The organism is Myxococcales bacterium (assembly GCA_016699535.1).
Lineage (GTDB): Bacteria > Myxococcota_A > Polyangia > Polyangiales.
The window spans coordinates 3,762,061-3,781,886 of the sequence record CP064980.1 but is presented as its reverse complement, the minus strand read 5'-3'; the positions used below and the strand labels follow the sequence as shown (position 1 = coordinate 3,781,886).

The following is a 19,826-nucleotide window of genomic DNA, read 5'->3' as shown; positions in this document are numbered from 1 at the left end:
TTAGGGCTTTGGTTTTTCTCTCTCGGCGCTGGCGTCTTGAAGGAGTGCAGCATCCATCAAGTCCTTTTTGTGTTCGGAAGCAAATTGATTGACTAGAAGTGCTTCACACCCAATTCCGTTCGACGGAATGCCGTGAAAGTCGATTTTGCAACGGCTACTCCAGGCTTCTTCGAATGCTATTCCATCAACGCCCGTTAAGATGTCAATCCGCCACGGTTTTCTTCCAAGCATAATACTTTGTTGGGTTGGTTCAGCGCATCAGGCGGGTCGATGACATTGCCGAATCCGAAACTTCGAAGCGCATTGTAGACACGTCTTGTCTTTTGATCGGACGCATCGATATCAATGGAAACATTTTTTGTAGCCATACATGTATGCGTCCGATAAGTCTTATTTTGGATGGCTCAATTTGGCACACTGAATTCGAGAATTATCTTGTGATTTCCATATGGCACCACTCTTGCATTCCCAGTTGCTAGGAGGTGTTCAAATGACAAAACTGCTTCTTAGTTCTTTAGCTCTCATAGGCATGTTGGCTGTCGTAGGCTGCTCGAGTGACTCGGACTCGTCTTCCGATATGACGCAGGAGGAGCGCTATGCGGCTATTGACGAAGAAGCGCAAACACTCAACCACTGTGAAACCGTCGATGATTGTACGGGTGTACAGATGGGTTGTTCTGAGTTGTGGATCAATAAGTACGAGAATCGTGAGTTTCTTGAACAATTAACTTCTGAGCTTGATGCTCCATACCCTGAAGGTTGGCGCTGTCCCCTTTCCTGTGCGCCGGAAGTAGTCCGCTGTGAGTCCCAGCGTTGTGTGATCGCGCCGGTTAGTTCCGAATATGAAGCCACAAATGATGAAATCATGGTGTGCGGTTCGGGTATCTAACTGTTTGCATGAAACAGCAAGGTGATGAAAAAGTCTGTGCGGATGCATTAGACCCCGGACAACAGTGGCATCATCGAACGCATGACTTGGCAAGAAAGCAGTTAAAGTATGCAAAAACGATTCAATAAACTTCGGAATCGAATAAACAGTGTTCCGCCGAGATCAAAATGCACATATGGCCCAACGCTAAGGTTTTCAAGTCTACACCTGGCCGGTCTAAACAAGGAGCGGAGTTTATTAAATGCGAAAGTCGAGTTGATTAATAAAAACAAGTGCTACGATAACTTCGTGTCTTTAAAGCTTATGTTTCAGTCGAAAAAAATCCGATGCTTGCTGTTTGTTTGCTTGTTTGTTTTTGGGTGCGAAGTGCGGCTTACGGACGTTGGCGAACATGGGGATTCGCAAACGGCGGCGTTGCATACCGTGTTCTTGGATTTTGGACCTGGCACCTACACCGATGGACCAGTTGCTTTTGCGCCGGAGAATGTTTCCAGTTCAGTAGGTTTTTTCGACTGGACCGCTAAGCGGGGGATCATTCGTGAGCCTGGAATTATTGCTTCCGGCTTGGTGGGTGAGCAATTTCCATTCTTGATCAAGAAAGAACTTGAGGCGATTTTCTCGGAGCTTCATTCCGGTGAGCTTGTTTTCACCTTGGATAGACCCACCGACAATCGTCCCTACAATACAGTTGTCTTTGATACCGTGCATCGATATTCAAGCGCGGAGGAAAAAGACTGGTCTTTCGATGTGTTTGGAATTTCAAGCAGTGACTGTGGTGACGTCAACGCCAATGATGTCGTCTTCGTGTTTGTGCGCAAGATCATTAACTACTACCTCGCTAAGCCTCCGGAAGGCGTAGATGTACGTATTGGAAGTCTGGTTCCTTTCTTCGCTTTAATAGCTGCGCATGAACTTGGACATGCCTTTGGACTAGTTCATGTATTCGGTGAAGCATTGATGTATCAGGGTGTGGATTATATTCTTGGACGTGCTGCACAAAATGATGGGCGTATCGAGAGCGCTTTGGTGGGTTGGGCGGATGCTCCAGTAGATCCATTCTTCAGCAAAAATATTGATCCGATTGAGGGGTGTTTTGATCCTATCTATCAAGACGGAGAAATTGAAATTGAAATTAACGGGAAGATATTTACGCAACCTACCTACCGGCAAAACGCGTTCATGACACTGAAACATCTACTGAGTGAGCCTGCAAAGAATTTAGTGAATCTAGAATCTCCGGAGCGTTGCGGGAGTACAGCTCTTCTAGAAAGCACTTGTCACGACGATGATCCTTTTTCCGTGTTTGTCTGCATTGCTCCGTACAACACAGGTCAAGACAGTGAATCGGCACTTCCCGCTGAGCCGATGGGTAGTGCGAAGTGGCGGAGTATTCCTTGTCCAACGGGACATCGGTGTGTCAAGAGCTTCGACATCGACAGTTATTCCTGTGAACAAGCCTGCAAACTCCCTTCGGGGCAATTTGTAGCACTCGGTGAATCGGTTGCGTTGCAAGGCATCCCGGATGCAGTGCACATTTGCGCCTACCCGGATGCAGAACGTGATCCTGCAAAAACCTGGAGAGATCAATTTGTAAAGAGCTCCGTTCAGTAGAGAAAAAATCCGCAACGAAAAACTCCTGTCAAGGTGTCCGAAACTGTTTCTGATGCCTAGCCATGACAAAAAAGTGAGGATCCCCACAATCGCATTCACCGTTTTATCCGGAAACCAGCTTACAAGCTAAGTATTCCTACGATGGCGTGAGCAATACCGATGTGGCTTTCAGCGCTCACGAGAACGAAACGGCTCAGCCAGGATTTTGTGTATCGAAAAACGCGAGCCCCTTGCTTGCGACACTTGGCAGGTGTTTTTAAATCGATATCGATGCCTTTTGTTCGGCAATGGCCATTACCATACCGAGCATAGCTGCGATAAACATCGCTTCTCCGCTGTGCGGTGGAAGATAGTGCAAGCCGTGCATGAAAACTTCTGCAACCGCCTTCCAAGTGGCGACTGCGGGTGCGGGTCATTCGGGCGTGAGAAAGATGGTGTCCGGACCAGGAACCAGAACCATGTAAACTGTGATTCCCACGACGGATCCGCTAAGCACACCCAAGAGCTGCCCAATGCCTTATCGCCCCGGGTTTGACGTCGATGAGATGGCCGGTTTTTAGGACGTGCATCATGTCGGCACATCGACTGGCTGCACCTTCGGTCACGTTAGCCGTAGTAGCTGACACTTGATGTGACAGTCACCCTGGTTGGGGATGCTGTCTGTCAGATGATGTTACGCGACCTTCTCGCTGATGTGCTTATCGTTCCAATCTTTATTGCCGCCAATAGAAGTCTGACGTGGTGTTCTGCCGCAGCACTCCTTACATCGGTCGGTCCAGATAGGCATCCCTTCGCTTTCAAACGGCGGCAAAACTGTTACCCATGTCTTGAGGCCAACAAACCCTGTCTAGAACGCTTGCCCTAGATGGGTGCTACTGTTTCCGTCTGGCTCAGAATGTGCCACCTGCTACGGCATCGCCAAGATTAAGAAAATGCTCAATAGTTATGGATGTTTATGATGTGATAACCGGGCAAGTCACGTCTAGTTGCATGGTTGGCACGGTTTGTGCATTTCAAAATGGAGATAATGTTTTTAGGGGGGTGTTAACGCCGATGTTTTTGCAAAAGAAGTTTTCTGGAGTGTTCTGGGCCTTGTTGGCCCTGGTCTCGTATGGATGTGAACTGGGCGCTGATCCAGGGACCGCGAACGCAGGGCAAGCTATTGCCGGCGGAACCGATGTCAATGCATCTAAATATCCCGGGGTGGTGCTTGTGTATGGATACCAAAACAATAATCTCGATCCAAACAATCCTACTCTATGTTGGACGGCAACCGGCCTAGTGATTGCCTCAAACATGGTGGCAACAGCTGCGCACGTTGTGGAAAATCTGGTCCCATCGTCCTGCCAAGGGGACATTTCGATTGGAGTGTTTACTCAAGAAGGCGAGAGCCACGGAATTCTGCGAAAGCGGCATTTGTTCTAAAGGCCGTACCAGACGGCGATACGCGCTTCACTCAAGGGCTACACCGGGGTGAAGATGAACAAGCGGTAATCGTGCTTAATGAGCACCGCTTCGAGGAAAATCGAATTGTAGACTTAAGTTACGCTCCTGTTGTGGAGCCGCTTGATACCGGTTCCTTTGCATGCGGTTATCGCATTGTGGGCAGAGGCTCCAAAGAAACCGGCGGATTTAATCTTTACCTGCGGGAAGCCGACGTTTGTCTCGTCAACGATGGAATTACCACTACTTCTTCATACAAAGAGACCTTGGCGAACTTTCTTTCCGAAAGTGGCAAGACCTCCCAAGAGATTGCCAATCTACAGGCCAGTGAACCGTCACTTGATCCAAAGGCCCTTCACTTTGTGAGTGCGAACAGTACATACCTTCCCAAGAATTTGCGTAAGGACGCTGGAGCAGGTGCCGCATGCCGAGGAGACAGTGGAGGCGCGTTAATTTCTCCACGCGGCCAAGTGGTTGGCGTTATTTCTGAAAGCCATGGGTTCAAAGGCCAATGTGATCTAGCAACGAATCCTTACAAAATTAATATCGCAGCTCCGATTGTATCTTCGAATTTTTTCATTCCTTCCATTGTGCGATTGTGCGGAAATGCTCAAAGTGCTGAGGAATGCCGTCAACGCATCACAACCGACACCTGGGAGTGCGACCCCAATACCGACGATTGGTGCCTAAAACAAGGCGAGCTTTTACCAAGTTGTGGTCAACTCGGACGTGAGTTTGCTTGGCGACGACTTGGCTTGGAGCAACCGGCGTTATGGACGAGCCAGGCCGATGATTGGCGTTTGTATTGTTCCAACGGTGATCGTCTTAGCGAATGTATGGGCGACGATGGAACAACTACAAATTGCGTGCAGAATAATTCAGGCGTAGCTGCGCCATGGGAGTTCGAACTTGCCGCTAGCGAAGGACAACAGTGGTACGAGCTCACTCGTCCGCAAAACTTTTCGTTGGATACCAAGGGCACGAGCTTTCCCTTGGTATGTGGTCCACAAAGCCAGCAGCCCTGTGAAGGGGATGCACGATGGAGCAGGGTGTGGGACGGATGTCAGGCCTGTTACCTATGGTTCGGCGACGATCATCCTTGAATAATTGCAGCGCCAAGCGAACATCGTTTCTGGCCGATGAAGCCGTGCGCCAGTTTGAGCAGCATGGCCCAAGTGACATCGATTCGCTTGAGCCGCTTTACATTCGCGGCAGCGATGCCAAACTGCCAAAGATCCCTCAAAAAACCGCTCATCCTCTAAGCTAAACCTAAGGAGTAAGCTATGCCTAGTTTCGATGTGGTCTCTGAACTCGACAAGCATGAAATCGATAATGCTATCAAGCAAGCCTCTCAAGAAGTGACCCAGCGCTTTGATTTTAAAGGCACCCAAAGCGAAATTGAAAAAACAGACGACGGCATTGTGCTCAAGTCCAACAGCGAAGGCCGGGTGGAAGCCGTTCTTGAAGTTTTAAAAAGCAAACTCGTGCGCCGTAAAGTTTCGCTGAAGGCACTTGATCCGCAAAAGATCGAGCCCGGCGGCAAAGGTATCTACCGGCAGCTTCTCAAACTCAAAGAGGGCGTTGACCAAGAGACCGCTAAAAAAATGGTCAAGTTTATTAAAGACAGCAAGCTTAAGGTCCAAGCTTCGATTCAAGGCGATCAACTGCGTATCTCGGGCAAGAAACGCGACGACCTTCAAGAAACCATCGCCTTACTCAAAGAACAGGACTTCGGTCTCGAGCTTTAGTACATTAACTTTAGGGATTGAATTTATCCATATTTTTGCGTGCCACTCCAAACGGAGATAATGCATCTGTATGAGAAAATTCTTGCTTGGCGTATCGCTCTTTTTTTTCCTTAGCGCGTGCGATTCGGATGGAAACGATGCCGGTACTACGGAAGGTTGCCCCGAAGGCGTTGAGAGACCAAATGATGGCACGCCATGCTCACCGGTGGGTTTGTCGTGCTACTATCCAAGCACCAGTTTGCCTAATTGTCCTGACCTTCGAACGGACTGCGTCGCTCCGGGCCAGTGGCATCATTGGGACGGTGTGTGTATTATCGACGGTACCGATGGCGGTACCGATTTTTAATAACGATTTTGACCTAAATCGAGTTTTCCACCAAACACCCAAAAAGAAGCAATTCTTTACGAGATTTTTCAGGCAACTGACCTCCTTTTGAGTGCAATCCTCAGAAGTGCTACAATGGAGCATGGAAAAAGTGCTTCGGGTAGTCGATTTGCACGACTCACATGCTGATATCGAGGACCTCAAGGAATCAAGTCCTCAAGAGAGATTCGATTCCCTGGAACGACTGCGACGACTATACTACGGTTACGATGACAATCCCCCCCGACTGGAAAGAGTTTTTAGAAGCATTGGTCTCAGAGAATACAAAGTTTCTTCTGATTGGAGGCCACGCCCTCGCCTTCCACGTCGAGGCTAGACTCACTGAAGATTTAGACCTATTCATCGAGGCGTCCGAGCAGAACGCAAGGTGTGTATACAATGCACTTCGAAGTTTCGGTTTCGGTGATGCCGTTGACTCTCCTGATGCACTGAAGCAACCCAACAAAATATTCATGCTTGGAAGAAAACCGTGGCGGATCGACATTTTAACGGGCATTGATGGAATAACATTCGAAGAAGCCTGGAGTGGCCGATGCAAAGTCGATTTCCACGGCATCCCATTGAACGTAATTGGACGCGAAGCTCTCTTGGCCAACAAATTAGCTTCCGGACGCAAAAAAGACTTGATGGATGCTGCACTCCTTCAAGAAGCCAGCACTAAAACAGAAAAGCCAACCCCTTAGAAATTCGCTAGCAACTTTCTGTGCCGATCCACTGAGCTCAGGTCCTGTGCAGAGCTATGGACTGGTGGTTTTGTATCCGATATCGCGAAGCATGGCTAAGTCAAGGTCGGTGATTTGCCGTCGAGGCGCCTCGACTACCAGACCCATGACCGGTGGATTGCCATTGCTGCGAACCTCTTGTGCGGTGTGTACGCCGCCTGACATTTTGACTGGCGTGTAGCCGTTCTGTCCGCCATTGATACAAGAAGCTTCCTGGCCCATGAATCCCTGATAGCGGTCCTCGCCATTGCCTAGGGTTTGGAGCAATGCGCCCATGGCGGGATTGCCTCCTATCCCCAGGGCGTGCCCGATTTCATGTAGAGCAACGCCAAAGAAATCCATACGGCTATCGAAGGTTCCGGGAAAGTCGTCGGCGTTATCGAGCGTTGCATCAAAAAACCATGGCCAGTCTTCGCGGAAGGTAATGCTGGCCACCCATGGCTGATAGATGTGCCCATCACGTCGTAGAACTAAACGCTGATCGAAATCCGTTTGTGGTGAGAGCAAGAGTTGAACATTTGGATGGTTTTTTGCCGCTGAATCAGTGCCCAATACATCTGAGCCGGCTGCGCCAACAAAAATCACGAGATCGTCGATTTCGCTTTCCGAATTGAACTCAACCGGGGGAAGGTTCGGTGAAGCAGGATGAATGATTTGAATCGGGCTGCCTGCAGGAATGTTTTCAAACTCGCTCGTAATTCGTTGTGCTCAGCGAGCTGCAGCCGCTTCGAGAATAGTCTTACGGCCGGGGTGTTTGTTTTCGTCGAAAAAGTCGCTATCGTCTTTATCGTAATTGATGGTGATATTGAAACCATTGGATGGAGGGGATTCGAGTACAGGAGAAAGCCATGGCAGCGATGCCTGCTGATCGATAGCGCTTACATAGCTTCCGCGAATAAGTTCGATGCTGCGTGATCGCGACACCCAGGTATTCCAATCTTGCGTACTGGAACCACAACTATCAGCCCAGCATTCATAGAAAATCGAGTAGATCCGTTGCGGTCGGAACAGGTTCGAGCGTTGTGCGCCGGGTTCAATAGAGGACTCCACGGTTACGGATTTAAGAAGACCAGGTTTTTGTTCACGAAGTTCTCCATAAGAACTTAGCGTGTAGACGGCGATCGTGTCCGGTTCCGAATTGAAGAAGGCAACTTTTTCTGATGCGTTGCAGGTGCTGAGTTCTGCTGGGCTACGAAGGGCCTCCAGCCAGTTAGGCAGACCTGTGCCTGGATCTCTTTGTGCGGTGTCTTGGCCGACCACGGTGGCGTCGAGTAAATCTTCGATCATCATGTATTGACCCCAAAACGATGTTTGCACCCAGCCAAGTTCAGTGCAGGGGTGCCTTGGCCACGTCGATTGCTGCATTGCACCATTTGGCAGTTCGTACGATGGAAACTCATAGGGCGCTTCGCAAGAGACACCCTCAACGAAGCTCGCGCCGTAAATGCCAACCTTGGAGTCGACTTGAGGTTGGTGTGTCCATACCGGTTGCATGCGAAAGCCGTTGCCCAAGCCGTCGCGCGTGCAATAGTTCTCCGTCGCTTGAGCACGTTGCTGATCGAGGCCATGCGCGCCATTGGCGCAAGGTCGCAGTACCCAAACCCATGCTTCGTGGTTCACGTTTACGCTTAGGATAGGTGACGGATCGGTGGATTGTGCGTTGTGATCCGATGCCGTATCGCCAGTGGGACTAACGCTGCATGCGCTAAAAAGGAGTGGCAGTGTCAGCAACGAAGCTAGCCTACATGTACGTACTTTCACTAAGCGTTTCATGATTAATTAGTTAAGCAATATTCATGCCAAAAAACAGTGTACTTGGCTCTGCGATAACGTTAACTTTTTTTCGTCAGGGCGAGATACTGAAAGCCACATTTCCGACAGGAGCAGCAAATATTCCCCAAGTGGAGAGGGTTGGCTCCAGTACAAGATCGTAGATTGTCTACATTTAATCCAAACAAACAGTGTTGGCAGAAAGCTCAAATCTTTCACAGTTCACTGACTAAACCGGTAAAGAGTCTTTCCCCTTATTGAGTGGGAGAACCTGACGGGTGGCATAGCGGTGGCTTCGTTCGTGTTTTTCTTTTTCCATGAGCTCAAAGGTTTGGACTTGGAAGGGCGGTAGGACAAGTGATTCATTGGCGTCGTGCCAGTTTTGGAGCTGTAGCTTTTTCCGACGGACACGGCCTAGCGTGATGTGTGGTGTGTAGGATCGAGCTTCGAGGGGAATGCCAAGTGCTTCACAAAGGTCTCGGAGCTTTTGGTGCAGCGCTAATAGCTCGGCGTTGAGTTTTACGGATGCAAAGAGTACACGGGGATTTTCGAGTGCGGGGAAGGCGCTTACACCATGGCCATCGATGAAAAAGCTTCGAAGCAGCATAGGCGTTGCGTTTTGGCAAAGTTCGCTGGAGATCTTCTGGTCAATGTTTCCAAGAAAAAGCAATGTGAGGTGGAGGTTCTCTTGCTTTGTCCAGCGCACGCCATCGAGGCCCTGTTGCGCACTGCTGAGCATTTCTTTCCATTCTTTAGTTAGCCGAATGCCAAAAAACACCTTGTTATCCTATTAAAGATTACCAGGATCGTGAGGCTGCATACCGCGCTGAGAACGCATGTAAACAAAAGGGGTCTGCTCAACTAAGTTCGAAACGCGCGACATGTAAATGTCCGCATAGCGCTCAATTTGTCTCGCGATATAACTTTTATCGTTTCCGGCACGCATCAATGGTCCCCAGATGGAATTGGTAAGCTCCGAAGCCTGTTTTGCAAGAGGTCCGATTCTTTCGTCCAAACTAACTACTTTGGCACGAACGGTTTTGATCGACTGCTGAAGACTCCCCATGGTTGCTTTGGGTTTTGGCCCGTATTTGTTTTTGAGGCGTTGCAAATCAAGGCGTAAAAGCGAGTACTCATGCTCAAGGCATTCTTTTTGCACCATGAGTTTTTCGAGCTCTTTTTGTTTGCTTAGAAATTTTTTATCGCTTTCGATGTCTTGCTCGAGCTCTCTTACGATGAGCGCTGTTCGCCAACGCAAGAGATCTTTCGAGACCAAAACATCGGCATAGATGTGATCGCCAATGTATAAAAATTCTTCACCGTCGATTCCCAGCCAGTCTTCAAGCAGGGCTGCATTCCCGCCAAGATAGGTTCCGCCTTTTTTAAGTTTGCCAAAGAAAGGTCGAAGCAGGCCTTCTTTGTGATCGACGATTTCAAAAATAGATTTTCGTGTTGTAAAAAAGTCCGGTTTCTGGGCTTCAACAATAATTACGTCGAACAATTCTTTCCAATTCATTTTTTTGGGAAGAAAAGGAGCGAAAGCATAGTTCATCATGGCTTCGCTGTAGTGCCATTCCGAATTGGTAATCAGCAAAAGTTTTTTCCCAGCGTATTTGAGGTCCAATAGCGCCAGTGGAATTTCTTTATCGAGCTCGACGAAACGCTTTGGGTCATTGATGATCTCTTGCTTTAGGGTGCCCTCCATGTGGGTCTCATCAATGCGTGAGCGCACAATGCGATAGACATCGCTGTAGCCCAAACGGTTGTCTAGCCGGCCCTTGTCGAGCAAATCAACCATTTGCACGTACATGCAAGCCTCGGAAAGCGAAAACAAGGTGTTCATGAAGCGCCATCGAGGCTGATTTAAATCAATCTGAACACGACCATAAGTTTTACGTTGTTCATCGTAACTCAAAGGGCGTGTTCCATGGCAAGCACGTTTGATGTACCGAAAGCGATTTGCTTTAACCAAGTTGCCAAGTTCGGTGTCAATCGTAAGGCCAAGCTTTACCAAACTTGCATCGAAACGAAGATGTTTGACGGGAAAGCCTGCTTCTGCAAGACGGTTACGCACATGCTCATAGGCCCGCTGCTCCCAAGCTTCGGTGTTGTAGTGGATTAGGGTGTAGTCCATGTCAAAGCCAACGGCTTTGATGGAGCGCAGATTCAAGGTGCGGTTACAGAAAATACGTCGGTTTATTTCAGGAAGTTTTCTCATAGATAGTTTCTCAGGCGTTTGTTTTTGATTTCTCAAAAAACGCAGCGATGGCTTGCTGTGTGGCTGCTGAACGGAGCCCCAACATAAAAGCCTGGGCTTCGTGCTTTATTTGATCCTGGATTTGTTTTTGAAAGGGAAGTTTGAGCAGACGTTTGCTTTCTAAAACTGCTTCACGCGGCAATGAGCGAAGCAAAGCAAGTGTTTGCTCGACAGCTGAATCCATCGCCTGCTCATTACCGACTGCATTGAGAATCCCCATCTCTTTGGCTTCGTCGCTTCCGAAGCCTTGAGCAAGCAAAAGCAGTTCACTTGCTTTGCGGTGGCCGGCAAGCAATGGGAGCAAGTAACTTGAAGCTGCTTCGGGTACGAGCCCAAGCTTTACAAAGGGCAGCCCAAACTGAGCATCCTTTGTTGCGTAGGCAAAATCGCAATGCAGAAGCATTGTTGTTCCAATGCCCACAGCATATCCTTGCACTTTCGCAACAATGGGTTTGGGAAATTGAGCCAAGGTATCAAGAAAGCTGAGAACGGCTTTGCCAAACTTTTCAGTGTCTTGCGAAGCAAAATCGGCCAGATCGTTTCCGCTTGAAAAGTTGCCACCGCTACCTTGCAGCAGCACCGCGGCAATCGCGTTTTGTTTGGCAGCACGCTCGAGAGCTTCTTTTAGCTCAACATACATCGCCACATTGAGGGCGTTCATTTTTTCGGGTCGATTAAACTCGAGTGTAACAATACCGTTGTTTTCGCTTTGAAGAATAGGAGAGGAACTCATGAAGTGCTATTTCTCCTGTTTTTGTTCGGCAGAGGCGAGTTCTTTATAGAGTTGTGCGTAATGACGTGCACTGCGGTCCCAAGATAGATCTGTTTTCATGATATTGTGTTGAAGGTCTAGAAATAATTTCTTCTGTGAATAGGCAGCAAGAGCTCGCTGCAAGGTCTTCAGGACGTCATCATTGTGTGTGGTGCTGAAAAGAAAGCTGCTTCCGCTACGCAATTCGGTATCGCAGTCTAAAACACAATGAGGAAGGAATGAGGTGTCTGCGACTACGGGTATGGAACCATAGCGAAATGCAACGACTGACAAATTGAGCAGATGATTGCTGGATGTTGAAAGCAGTAAGAAATCGGCTGCTGCTATGAGTCGGTGTTGGTCTTGTTCGCTCATATTAAGCTGACAGCGAAGCTGCTTTTCAAAACTTTGCTCTTGGGTGGTTACAACTTCAGGCAATGAATCGCTTGGAGTGCAGATGATCAGTTGCAATTCATTTCTAAAAAGACGTTGGAAAAATGTTTCATCTAAGCTTTCTGGCAGGGAATCGGTGTTTTCAATGAGCCACACGCACAAGGGCGTGTCAGCTTCGACATCGAGGTCCTTTTCAAATTGCAATTGCGTCTTGTTTTGAATTTTTCCTTGCAAATTGATGGATTCATAATGTGTTTTTAAAAAGGTGTCTGTTGCAGGGTTCCAGACGCTAGTATCGACGCCAAAATCAATACCAATCGCGCAATGCTCACGCTGCTCGGCGCGCTGTTTTAATCCCATGGCCGTGCTGTCGTCTTCAAGGTCTGCAGCAAGACGGACCGTGTTTGTGCACAAGACATCTGTGTATTGAATTGCAGCGGCAGCGGGGTTAACGGTACCGGCAAAAAGTAGCGAATCAGAAAAGTCTTTGTTTTGCAGGCCAAGTTCTGAAGCCTGTAGTTCGGACAGTTTCCCTTGATGCTCAAGGTCGTAGAGGGTGAAAAGGATCGGATAGTTTGCATTTGCTGTGTGCTCGGTGCTTTTGAGCATGGGTACGCAAAGCGCGCAGGCAACGTCGTGCACGTGAACGACATCGAGTGCTTCTGGAAACTCGTGAACAAAACGACTAGCCGCTTCACAGAAAAAAACATCCATATCGCTTAGTGTTTCCGGTGATGCAGAAGAGGTAGGATCTTCGTGGCTTAGAAAAACGTGGTTGACCCCGGATGGGCTCTTGCTTTCAAAGATCACAAACTCTTTGCTTTGATCGCCCAGTTTTACACTGAGGGGATCAAGGCGGCGTGCAAGGCCACGTTGTTTGTGTGCTTCACTCGGCAAAAGAGGACACAGGGTAGTGACTTCGTATTTGAGATTACGTAGAGCTTTAGCCAATCCAGCAGTGGCTTCGGTCACCGCGTTGTGTCCGTGGAAAGGATAAAAACCTGGGCTGATAAGTAGAATATGCATTGGGCCGTAGCCTACATCGAGCGCATGGCCAGAGCTACCCCCTCTGTGAAGACTTGGGCTGGGCATTCGCCTGCACTTAGGGTATGCCTGTGCCGTGTTTCATACTGGAGTGATTCTCATTGACCACGGGAGCCGCCGCGTGGAAGCCAATGCGATGCTTGAGCAAGTGGCTGCTTTAATGCGCAAAAATGTCGATGATGAAGTCTTTGTGACGCATGCTCATATGGAGCTTGCCGAACCGGATCTCAAGCAGGCGGTTGAGCTCTGCCTTAAGGAAGGTATCGATCGCCTGATAGTGCATCCTTATATGCTTAGTCCTGGCAAGCATGCCAGCAGGGATATTCCCGAGATGGTCGAGGCGATTGCTCGCAATCATCCGTCGATTCGCTTTCGAGTGACCGAGGCGTTGGGCCTGCATCAGGGTCTCATCGATGCGGTTAAGGATCGGTGTGGACTGTGAGCTCGGAGCTTTCCCAATACGACGCGTTGCTTCTTCTTTCTTTTGGTGGACCAGACGGCCCCGATGACGTGCTTCCATTCTTGAAGCGAGTTGTCCAAGGGCGAAATGTTCCCGAGGCGCGTCTGGCCGAAGTTGCAGAACGTTATATGCAGTTTGGCGGCAAGAGCCCCATCAATGAACTGAATGAGGCATTGATACAAGCCCTGCGCGTAGTTCTCGAAAAAGATGGCCCGCATTTGCCTATCTATTATGGCAACCGAAACTGGCATCCTCTTCTGGAAGATACGCTGCGCCGGATGCGAGGTGACGGTATCAAGCATGCCTTGGCTTTCGTGACCTCAGCGTACAGTTCGTATTCCGGTTGTCGGCAGTATTTGGAGAATATCGAAACGGCGCGAGCAGCGCTCGGCGAGGATGCTCCAATGGTGACAAAAATACGTCCTTATTTCAATCATCCTTATTTCATTAAAGCAGTGGTCGAATCGGCACGTGCATCGTTAGCAGCGATCCAACAACAAGCCAACGGAGCAACTGTTGCTTATGCCTTTACTGCGCATAGCATTCCGCAGGCGATGTCCGCGAAGTGTGACTACCTCGAGCAGCTAAACTGCGTAGCTTCGCTCGTTGCACATGAGTTGGGTATCGATTCATGGAAACTTATTTTCCAAAGCCGAAGTGGCCCGCCGCATCTGCCGTGGCTCGAACCCGATGTTAATGACTACCTTCGGCCCTTGCGGAAGAGAGCATCACGCATGCCTGGCTTTGTCCTGTTGGCTTCGTTTCGGATCATTTTGAAGTCATTTATGATTTGGATATTGAAGCTCAGCAAAACGCAAAAGCTCTTGGAATAAAGATGCTAAGGGCTCCTACCGCGGGCAGCCATCCGGTTTTTATCGATATGATGCATGCACTCGTCCGTGAGAATGTACAAAAACTAGAGCCAAAGGCTGTGGGATCGCTTGGCCCAAGAGTTCAGCCTTGTAAGCCTGGGTGCTGCGCTGCGCGCTAGTGCACTGATTGGAAAGGATTGACCCGTCTCGCCGCAGTGAAGGCGCGAGCTGCGGCGTCAGAAAACCTTGAAATATTCGCGATATTTCTGCGGCTTTCTTCCTTGCATCTCACGCCTTCACTTTGCGATCTCGGCTCAATACTTTCCAATCAGTGCACGAGTGCTCTGCTATCGATGAATCGTTCAAGACCGCGATCGAAGATAAACCGCTACCGCAATGCTCAGCAGTGCGATGAGCCAAGCCCACGCAAATGGGCTGTGCTTTATTGCAGTGTTCTGTTCAGGAAGATCAAATTGGACGTGATGAATTTGCTCGTTCTCCGCATCGACCAGTAGCACGCCTGAGGCTCCGTAGGCGCAGGCGTACTCGAGCAGTTGCCTTCGTGTTGCGGAGTTCTGAATTTGTGGCGCTTTGCTTCCAGTCTTAATTTCGGCGACGTAGCGTTGGCCATGCCTCTCGACAATCGCGTCAGCCCGGAGCTTTACGGACAAAGGTTTTTCGTTGACGAAGAGTGTCCAGGTTCTGCTGTCTTGCGTGCTTTGGATGCGATAGCCTGCCGCGCTAAGCATGCGCAGGGCCTTGTTTTCCCCTTTTTGCCAACGTTTCGCCCGAAAGCGTGCGCGCAGAGACCGAAACCATCTGCTGCCTATCCGTTCGAGCCAGATAAAGAACAAGCCACCGGCCACGAGAAAAACAATAGGGCGCAGGGTTTCCGTATTTAACTCCATGCGCCTAAGCAACCACAAGCGCGAATGGCCGACAACAAAACGGTATGGCTCAAACGCTTTTTAAACAGAGCTGCATCCAGCCGAATAGCCCCGTCTGGCCGTCGAGATTGCAAAAACTAGGCAAAGCGCCTAAGCAACTTTGGGTCTGTGGCGATGGCCCGGGTGATAGGCCCAGTGTGGCGGTGGTTGGCACGCGGCGCGCTTCAAGCGAAGCGCTTGGTTTCACACGCGAATTGTGCGCAGCGCTGGCTCAGGTCGGGCTCACCATCGTATCGGGCGGAGCGCACGGTATTGATACGGCTGCGCATCAGGGCGCGCTCGATGGTGATGGAACAACCACCGTCGTTCTTGCCTCTCCCCTTGATCGTCCTTATCCCCGACGTAATCACGCGCTCTTTAGTACTATAGTGGATAGGGGCGGCGTTTTGCTTAGTGAGCAGCAGCCGGGGCAAGCCATTGCCAGTTGGATGTTTGTGCAACGAAACCGTCTGATCGCCGCATTGAGCCAGGTTGTGCTAGTGGTCCAGGCTCCTGTGCGAAGCGGTGCGCTTATCACGGCAAAATGGGCTCAAGACCTTGATATTCCGGTGTTTTTTGTGCCAGCTAGCCCTTGGGACCCGAGGGGGCAGGGCGCACTTTCTTTGGCTAAAAGAGGTGGCCTCATTTGCACTTCTGTCCAAGATGTCCTATCGCATCCGGCCTTAAGGGGTCTTAAAAAGAGACCCCGCATGCACGAAAACCCCATGCTTTTTGAACAAAAAACAAATAATATCAAGCTTTTAGATGGAGATCAGCAGCAGATTGCTACCCTTCTTAAGCAGGGTCCCATGGACCGAGATGGCTTGATTCAGGCATCGGGGCTTTCTGCAAAAAGAGTACAAACCGCGCTGGTCATGCTTAGCTTGGCCGCCAGAGTGCAGGAGTTGCCTGGCGGACGTTTCAGGCTACGCTGAGCGGTCTTAGGAGAGAACACAACGATGCCAAAGTCCTTAGTTATCGTGGAATCACCGGCAAAAGCCAAAACGATTCAGAAATATTTAGGTAAGAATTACTTGGTGCTTGCATCCAAAGGCCACGTCAAGGACTTGCCCAAGCGTGGTGGTGTCGATATCGACGATAATTTTAAAGAGACCTACGCAGTGATTGAGGACAAAGGCAAAGCGGATGTCCTCAAGGCAATTAAAAAAGAAGCCAAAAATGTCGATGAAGTCTTGCTCGCAACTGACCCTGATCGCGAAGGCGAAGCGATTGCATGGCATATCAAAGAAGAGCTCGAGAACAGCAATATAAATGCTAGCATTGAGCGAGTGCTCTTTAATGAAATTACCAAAAAGGGCGTCAAGCAAGGCATTGAGAATCCGCGCGCACTAGATACCGATTTGTACGAAGCTCAACGCACGCGTCGTGTCTTGGACCGCATTGGCGGCTATCCTCTTTCGAACCTGTTGTGGCGAAAGCTTGCCTTTGGTCTTTCGGCCGGTCGCGTTCAGACCCCGGCTTTGCGTATCATTGTGGATAGGCAACGTGAAATCGATGCCTTCGTGCCGGTGAAGTACTGGATTGTGGATGCAGCGTTGGTGGGTAAGAACCGACCTTCGTTTACCGCGGTGCTTGATGCCGTCGACGGAGACAAACTCGATAGGGTAAGTTCCAAACCTGCTGTCATGAAAGAAGAGCTAGCCGACACTTATGTCTCCGAGCTCAAAGCAGCAGATTTCAAGATTGATAAAATTACCAAGCGAGCGCAAAAACGCAATGCGCCAGCTCCGTACACTACCTCAAAGCTCCAACAGGACGCATCAAACCGTTTAGGTATGCAGCCCAAATCCACTATGCGTGTCGCGCAGCGCTTGTATGAAGGCATTGAACTCGGCAAGGGTAAAAATGCTGAAGCCGTGGGTTTGATCACCTACATGCGTACTGACAGCGTGCGTCTTTCCGATGATGCGGTAAATGAATGCCGCGATTTCATCAAAAAGACCTACGGCAAAAACACATTGCCAGATAAAGCCAACGTCTTCAAAACAAAGAAGCAGAATGTGCAAGATGCGCACGAAGCCATTCGTCCTACGCGTTTGGATTTGCCGCCCGATGAGGTGGCCAAGTGGCTCAAAGCTGAACAACTTAAACTCTACAAGCTTATTTGGGATCGCTTTGTGGCATCTCAGATGCTGCCTGCTCTCTATGATCAAACCACTGCTGAGATCGAAGCCAAAGCTAAAAAACATGTCTTCCGTCTTCGGGTGAGCGGCAGTGTTCTTCGCGTGCCCGGCTGGAAACAGGTATATGGAGTCACTTCCACGGAGCTTGCCGGGGAAGAAGACGCAGGTTCAGACAAGGTTGAAGAGGGCACGCTGCCCGAGCTCAATGAAGGCGAAAGCCTGAACTTGGTGGTGCCACCCAGCGTGCAAGTTCATGCGAAGCAGACTGAACCTCCACCTTATTTCAATGAAGCAAGTTTAGTTAAGAAACTTGAAGAAGAGGGTATTGGTCGACCCAGTACTTACGCTGAAATTATTAGCAAGGTGCAAGCGCGGGACTACGTGCGAAAGATCGAAAATAGATTAAAGCCAACACCCCTGGGTATTTTGGTTATCGATCGTCTGGTTGCTGACGAGTTTTCCTTGGCTGATATAAGCTTTACCCGCAAGTTGGAAGATGATCTTGATGGTGTTGCAGAAGCGCGCGTCAAACGTCTTGACGTTCTTCGCCCCTTTCATGACGCGCTTCAGGCAAAAATTGCCAAAGTTTTAGAGAACAAAGACAAGTGGTGGCCCGAGCCCGAGATGCTCGATGAAAAGTGCCCCGAGTGCGAAAAACAATTGATGAAGCGATGGGGCCGCAATGGACCTTTCGTGGGTTGCACGGGTTATCCAGAATGCAAGCACACCCGCAACATCCCAACGGGTGACGATGAAGACGGAGGTTCGCGCGAACCAGAACTTACTCCGTATACCTGCGATGAGTGCAGCGCGCCCATGTTAAAGCGATGGGGTCGAAACGGCTATTTCCTCGGCTGCTCAAAATATCCCGAATGCAAACACACCCGAAACCTTCCATTGGGAGTGCACTGTCCTAAATGTGGCGGTGAGATTGTACAGGTCAAAGGCAAGGGGCGTTCAAGGGCCTTCTACGGCTGCTCAAACTACAATTCAGAAGCCAAGTGTGATTTCCGTATTTGGCAGAAGCCTGTAAATCAAGTCTGTCCCGATTGCAAAAGTGACTTTCTTGTACCTGCAGGTGGCAAAGCAAATCCAAAGCTTAAATGCGTCAGAGAAGGCTGCGACTACATTGGTCCGATGCCGGACGAGTCAGCCGATGCAAACGAAAAGCTTGCTCCAACAGGCACAGATGGAAAAACGAGCGAAAGCTAGTGTTCTGAGGGACTAAGCCGCATATCAACGTGAAGTGCTGCGTCAAGATTCCAACGCTTTTCAAATTCTTTTTCTTGATAGCCACTATGAATGACCACGATGCGAAGTGAAATTGATTTCACTTCTCTTCCATGGGAGTCACGATAATTCTTTGATATGCAAAAAGAGTACTCGCCTTGCGTATTACTTTGCTGTTGAGCAAGTTTTTCGGTGTGATTGTAGAAGTGGACTGTTGCACCGCTTAGTGAAGAGCCCATGGCATCCATGGCCCGGATTGTTCCAAACACACAACCTTTGCCAGTCTCTTTGGGCAAGGGACTATCGATGCCTTTAGCGCCGAGTGGTCGATAAAGATTTCGTTCTTGGGCAACGACATCGTTGCCGGCGTCGTAACCCGGCCCTGCACACGAAACGACTTCGCAAAAAACGATCCCGAAAAAGACTAGCAAACACAATTCCGCTTTTTTCATCTCGACGTTCCTTTGTGAGGGACTTTGCCTTGCTTCAAAGCCATAGCTGTCGTAGGCCATGCGTTTTGATAGTGCAAATTCTCGCAGACAAGACATCGATATGCGTTCAAGATATAGAGTATTTCCCTACTTATTTTTTATTACTATGAGTTTCTCAATACCAACGCTGGCTCAAGCAGAGTCAGACTATCAAAATTGGTTGACTCTCGAGGGGCTTAGCGAGCTTAGTCCGCAGGCTCGCAGATGGCTTCTCTATGGTTTGCTTCAAACCCGACGAGGCGGCATGGGAACGGTGAGCGTGGTTCGCGCTGCTGCGGGACTACGATTAAGTGAAGAAACGAATATGATGGTTGGCGGCGATTGGCTCGCGACCCTGGCAGACCGGGGTGGTGCTGAGGCTCATGAGCATCGCCTGTGGCAACAGTTTCAAGTGAGTTTCGAATGGCCCTATCAACTGCAATTAGGTCTTCGAACACGGGTTGAAGAACGCTTTTCGCCTGATGATAGCGGTGTTGGTATACGACTAAGACAACGAGTGCGTCTTGTCTGGGATTTCGAGCATCTACCTTCTGCGTTTTCGGCTTTTTCGGTGGAAGCGTTTTTTGCCATGAACGATAACACTTGGAGCCAGCAAGCTGGCTTTGATCAAATACGTCTTTATGGTGCTATCGGTTATCATTTCACGAATGAGTTGCGAGCTGAGATTGGCTACCAACTTTTGGCGCAAGAAGAAAATAGCTCAGTTTTTTTCTCACAGTATTCTCGTTTCCTTGCTTTGGAATAATCAAT

General features: G+C 49.4%; 23 protein-coding genes. 14 read left to right on the top strand and 9 right to left on the bottom strand.

Annotated elements, in window-relative coordinates:
- Positions 1–231 carry a hypothetical protein gene (locus IPJ88_17825; GenBank protein QQR89993.1) on the bottom strand — a complete coding sequence of 77 codons (231 nt, stop codon included), beginning with the start codon at positions 229–231 and terminating at the stop codon, positions 1–3.
- A gap of 259 nt (positions 232–490) precedes the next feature.
- On the opposite strand from IPJ88_17825, the gene IPJ88_17820 reads away from it, so the two are divergent.
- The 8 genes from IPJ88_17820 to IPJ88_17785 all read left to right on the top strand — a co-directional run bounded on the left by IPJ88_17820 (position 491) and on the right by IPJ88_17785 (position 6,759).
- On the top strand, positions 491–889 hold the full coding sequence (locus tag IPJ88_17820; GenBank protein ID QQR89992.1) for a hypothetical protein: 399 nt from the start codon (positions 491–493) through the stop codon (positions 887–889).
- 303 nt (positions 890–1,192) lie between these two features.
- Positions 1,193–2,500, top strand: a complete 1,308-nt coding sequence (locus IPJ88_17815; protein QQR89991.1) for a hypothetical protein — start codon at positions 1,193–1,195, stop codon at positions 2,498–2,500.
- A 945-nt stretch (positions 2,501–3,445) separates the two neighbouring features.
- Positions 3,446–3,925, top strand: a complete 480-nt coding sequence (locus tag IPJ88_17810; GenBank protein ID QQR89990.1) for a hypothetical protein — start codon at positions 3,446–3,448, stop codon at positions 3,923–3,925.
- 71 nt (positions 3,926–3,996) lie between these two features.
- Positions 3,997–5,046 carry a trypsin-like serine protease gene (locus tag IPJ88_17805; protein ID QQR89989.1) on the top strand — a complete coding sequence of 350 codons (1,050 nt, stop codon included), beginning with the start codon at positions 3,997–3,999 and terminating at the stop codon, positions 5,044–5,046.
- On the top strand, positions 5,043–5,210 hold the full coding sequence (locus IPJ88_17800; GenBank protein QQR89988.1) for a hypothetical protein: 168 nt from the start codon (positions 5,043–5,045) through the stop codon (positions 5,208–5,210). The genes IPJ88_17805 and IPJ88_17800 overlap by 4 nt, the downstream gene beginning before the upstream one ends.
- Before the next feature lie 16 nt (positions 5,211–5,226).
- A complete protein-coding gene (locus IPJ88_17795; protein QQR89987.1) occupies positions 5,227–5,691 on the top strand; it encodes a YajQ family cyclic di-GMP-binding protein in 465 nt (154 codons plus the stop codon).
- 70 nt (positions 5,692–5,761) lie between these two features.
- Entirely contained in the window at positions 5,762–6,037 is a 276-nt protein-coding gene (locus IPJ88_17790; GenBank protein ID QQR89986.1) for a hypothetical protein, read from the top strand.
- 248 nt (positions 6,038–6,285) lie between these two features.
- Complete coding sequence (locus IPJ88_17785) at positions 6,286–6,759, top strand: nucleotidyl transferase AbiEii/AbiGii toxin family protein (GenBank protein QQR89985.1); 474 nt, start codon at positions 6,286–6,288, stop codon at positions 6,757–6,759.
- 54 nt (positions 6,760–6,813) lie between these two features.
- Here IPJ88_17785 and IPJ88_17780 read toward each other — a convergent pair whose 3' ends face one another.
- From IPJ88_17780 to IPJ88_17755, 6 genes are all read right to left on the bottom strand, one after another.
- Positions 6,814–7,383, bottom strand: a complete 570-nt coding sequence (locus tag IPJ88_17780) for a hypothetical protein (GenBank protein ID QQR89984.1) — start codon at positions 7,381–7,383, stop codon at positions 6,814–6,816.
- Between the two features lie 123 nt (positions 7,384–7,506).
- On the bottom strand, positions 7,507–8,571 hold the full coding sequence (locus IPJ88_17775; GenBank protein QQR89983.1) for a hypothetical protein: 1,065 nt from the start codon (positions 8,569–8,571) through the stop codon (positions 7,507–7,509).
- A 226-nt stretch (positions 8,572–8,797) separates the two neighbouring features.
- The gene (gene thpR / locus IPJ88_17770; protein QQR89982.1) at positions 8,798–9,346 is read right to left on the bottom strand and encodes an RNA 2',3'-cyclic phosphodiesterase; all 549 of its coding nucleotides are present in this window, start codon (positions 9,344–9,346) and stop codon (positions 8,798–8,800) included.
- Between the two features lie 12 nt (positions 9,347–9,358).
- On the bottom strand, positions 9,359–10,786 hold the full coding sequence (locus IPJ88_17765) for an HAD-IG family 5'-nucleotidase (GenBank protein ID QQR89981.1): 1,428 nt from the start codon (positions 10,784–10,786) through the stop codon (positions 9,359–9,361).
- Positions 10,787–10,796: 10 nt separating this feature from the next.
- Positions 10,797–11,558: an enoyl-CoA hydratase/isomerase family protein gene (locus IPJ88_17760; protein QQR89980.1), complete on the bottom strand. Its 762-nt coding sequence runs from the start codon at positions 11,556–11,558 to the stop codon at positions 10,797–10,799.
- Between the two features lie 6 nt (positions 11,559–11,564).
- Positions 11,565–12,995, bottom strand: coding sequence for a glycogen/starch synthase (locus IPJ88_17755; GenBank protein QQR89979.1), 1,431 nt, complete (start codon positions 12,993–12,995; stop codon positions 11,565–11,567).
- Between the two features lie 94 nt (positions 12,996–13,089).
- On the opposite strand from IPJ88_17755, the gene IPJ88_17750 reads away from it, so the two are divergent.
- From IPJ88_17750 to IPJ88_17740, 3 genes are read left to right on the top strand one after another with little or no spacing between them, the layout of a single operon-like run.
- A complete protein-coding gene (locus IPJ88_17750; protein QQR89978.1) occupies positions 13,090–13,455 on the top strand; it encodes a sirohydrochlorin cobaltochelatase in 366 nt (121 codons plus the stop codon).
- Positions 13,443–14,306, top strand: coding sequence for a ferrochelatase (locus tag IPJ88_17745; GenBank protein QQR89977.1), 864 nt, complete (start codon positions 13,443–13,445; stop codon positions 14,304–14,306). The genes IPJ88_17750 and IPJ88_17745 overlap by 13 nt, the downstream gene beginning before the upstream one ends.
- The gene (locus IPJ88_17740; GenBank protein QQR92080.1) at positions 14,201–14,464 is read left to right on the top strand and encodes a ferrochelatase; all 264 of its coding nucleotides are present in this window, start codon (positions 14,201–14,203) and stop codon (positions 14,462–14,464) included. The genes IPJ88_17745 and IPJ88_17740 overlap by 106 nt, the downstream gene beginning before the upstream one ends.
- 183 nt (positions 14,465–14,647) lie before the next feature.
- Here IPJ88_17740 and IPJ88_17735 read toward each other — a convergent pair whose 3' ends face one another.
- The gene (locus IPJ88_17735; GenBank protein QQR89976.1) at positions 14,648–15,193 is read right to left on the bottom strand and encodes a hypothetical protein; all 546 of its coding nucleotides are present in this window, start codon (positions 15,191–15,193) and stop codon (positions 14,648–14,650) included.
- A gap of 44 nt (positions 15,194–15,237) precedes the next feature.
- Between IPJ88_17735 and dprA the strand changes: the two genes are divergently transcribed.
- Together dprA and topA are read left to right on the top strand one after the other, a co-directional pair.
- Positions 15,238–16,146, top strand: coding sequence for a DNA-protecting protein DprA (gene dprA / locus IPJ88_17730; protein QQR89975.1), 909 nt, complete (start codon positions 15,238–15,240; stop codon positions 16,144–16,146).
- Positions 16,147–16,170: 24 nt separating this feature from the next.
- Positions 16,171–18,567, top strand: coding sequence for a type I DNA topoisomerase (gene topA / locus IPJ88_17725; protein QQR89974.1), 2,397 nt, complete (start codon positions 16,171–16,173; stop codon positions 18,565–18,567).
- Here the strand turns inward: topA and IPJ88_17720 are convergent.
- Positions 18,564–19,037 carry a hypothetical protein gene (locus IPJ88_17720; protein ID QQR89973.1) on the bottom strand — a complete coding sequence of 158 codons (474 nt, stop codon included), beginning with the start codon at positions 19,035–19,037 and terminating at the stop codon, positions 18,564–18,566. The genes topA and IPJ88_17720 overlap by 4 nt on opposite strands.
- Positions 19,038–19,182: 145 nt before the next feature.
- Here IPJ88_17720 and IPJ88_17715 point away from each other — a divergent pair, with 145 nt between their 5' ends.
- On the top strand, positions 19,183–19,821 hold the full coding sequence (locus IPJ88_17715) for a DUF2490 domain-containing protein (protein QQR89972.1): 639 nt from the start codon (positions 19,183–19,185) through the stop codon (positions 19,819–19,821).
- Positions 19,822–19,826: the final 5 nt, after the last annotated feature.

What these genes read in the sequence shown, in the direction of transcription:
- dprA (QQR89975.1), top strand. Translation starts at nt 15,238, where the DNA reads ATGGCTCAAACGCTTTTTAAACAGAGCTGCATCCAGCCGAATAGCCCC.
- IPJ88_17775 (QQR89983.1), bottom strand. Translation starts at nt 8,571, where the DNA reads ATGAAACGCTTAGTGAAAGTACGTACATGTAGGCTAGCTTCGTTGCTG.
- IPJ88_17755 (QQR89979.1), bottom strand. Translation starts at nt 12,995, where the DNA reads ATGCATATTCTACTTATCAGCCCAGGTTTTTATCCTTTCCACGGACAC.
- IPJ88_17785 (QQR89985.1), top strand. Translation starts at nt 6,286, where the DNA reads ATGACAATCCCCCCCGACTGGAAAGAGTTTTTAGAAGCATTGGTCTCA.
- IPJ88_17795 (QQR89987.1), top strand. Translation starts at nt 5,227, where the DNA reads ATGCCTAGTTTCGATGTGGTCTCTGAACTCGACAAGCATGAAATCGAT.
- IPJ88_17825 (QQR89993.1), bottom strand. Translation starts at nt 231, where the DNA reads ATGCTTGGAAGAAAACCGTGGCGGATTGACATCTTAACGGGCGTTGAT.
- IPJ88_17735 (QQR89976.1), bottom strand. Translation starts at nt 15,193, where the DNA reads ATGGAGTTAAATACGGAAACCCTGCGCCCTATTGTTTTTCTCGTGGCC.
- IPJ88_17790 (QQR89986.1), top strand. Translation starts at nt 5,762, where the DNA reads ATGAGAAAATTCTTGCTTGGCGTATCGCTCTTTTTTTTCCTTAGCGCG.
- IPJ88_17810 (QQR89990.1), top strand. Translation starts at nt 3,446, where the DNA reads ATGGATGTTTATGATGTGATAACCGGGCAAGTCACGTCTAGTTGCATG.
- IPJ88_17815 (QQR89991.1), top strand. Translation starts at nt 1,193, where the DNA reads ATGTTTCAGTCGAAAAAAATCCGATGCTTGCTGTTTGTTTGCTTGTTT.
- IPJ88_17720 (QQR89973.1), bottom strand. Translation starts at nt 19,037, where the DNA reads ATGAAAAAAGCGGAATTGTGTTTGCTAGTCTTTTTCGGGATCGTTTTT.
- IPJ88_17820 (QQR89992.1), top strand. Translation starts at nt 491, where the DNA reads ATGACAAAACTGCTTCTTAGTTCTTTAGCTCTCATAGGCATGTTGGCT.
- IPJ88_17765 (QQR89981.1), bottom strand. Translation starts at nt 10,786, where the DNA reads ATGAGAAAACTTCCTGAAATAAACCGACGTATTTTCTGTAACCGCACC.
- IPJ88_17715 (QQR89972.1), top strand. Translation starts at nt 19,183, where the DNA reads ATGAGTTTCTCAATACCAACGCTGGCTCAAGCAGAGTCAGACTATCAA.
- IPJ88_17760 (QQR89980.1), bottom strand. Translation starts at nt 11,558, where the DNA reads ATGAGTTCCTCTCCTATTCTTCAAAGCGAAAACAACGGTATTGTTACA.
- topA (QQR89974.1), top strand. Translation starts at nt 16,171, where the DNA reads ATGCCAAAGTCCTTAGTTATCGTGGAATCACCGGCAAAAGCCAAAACG.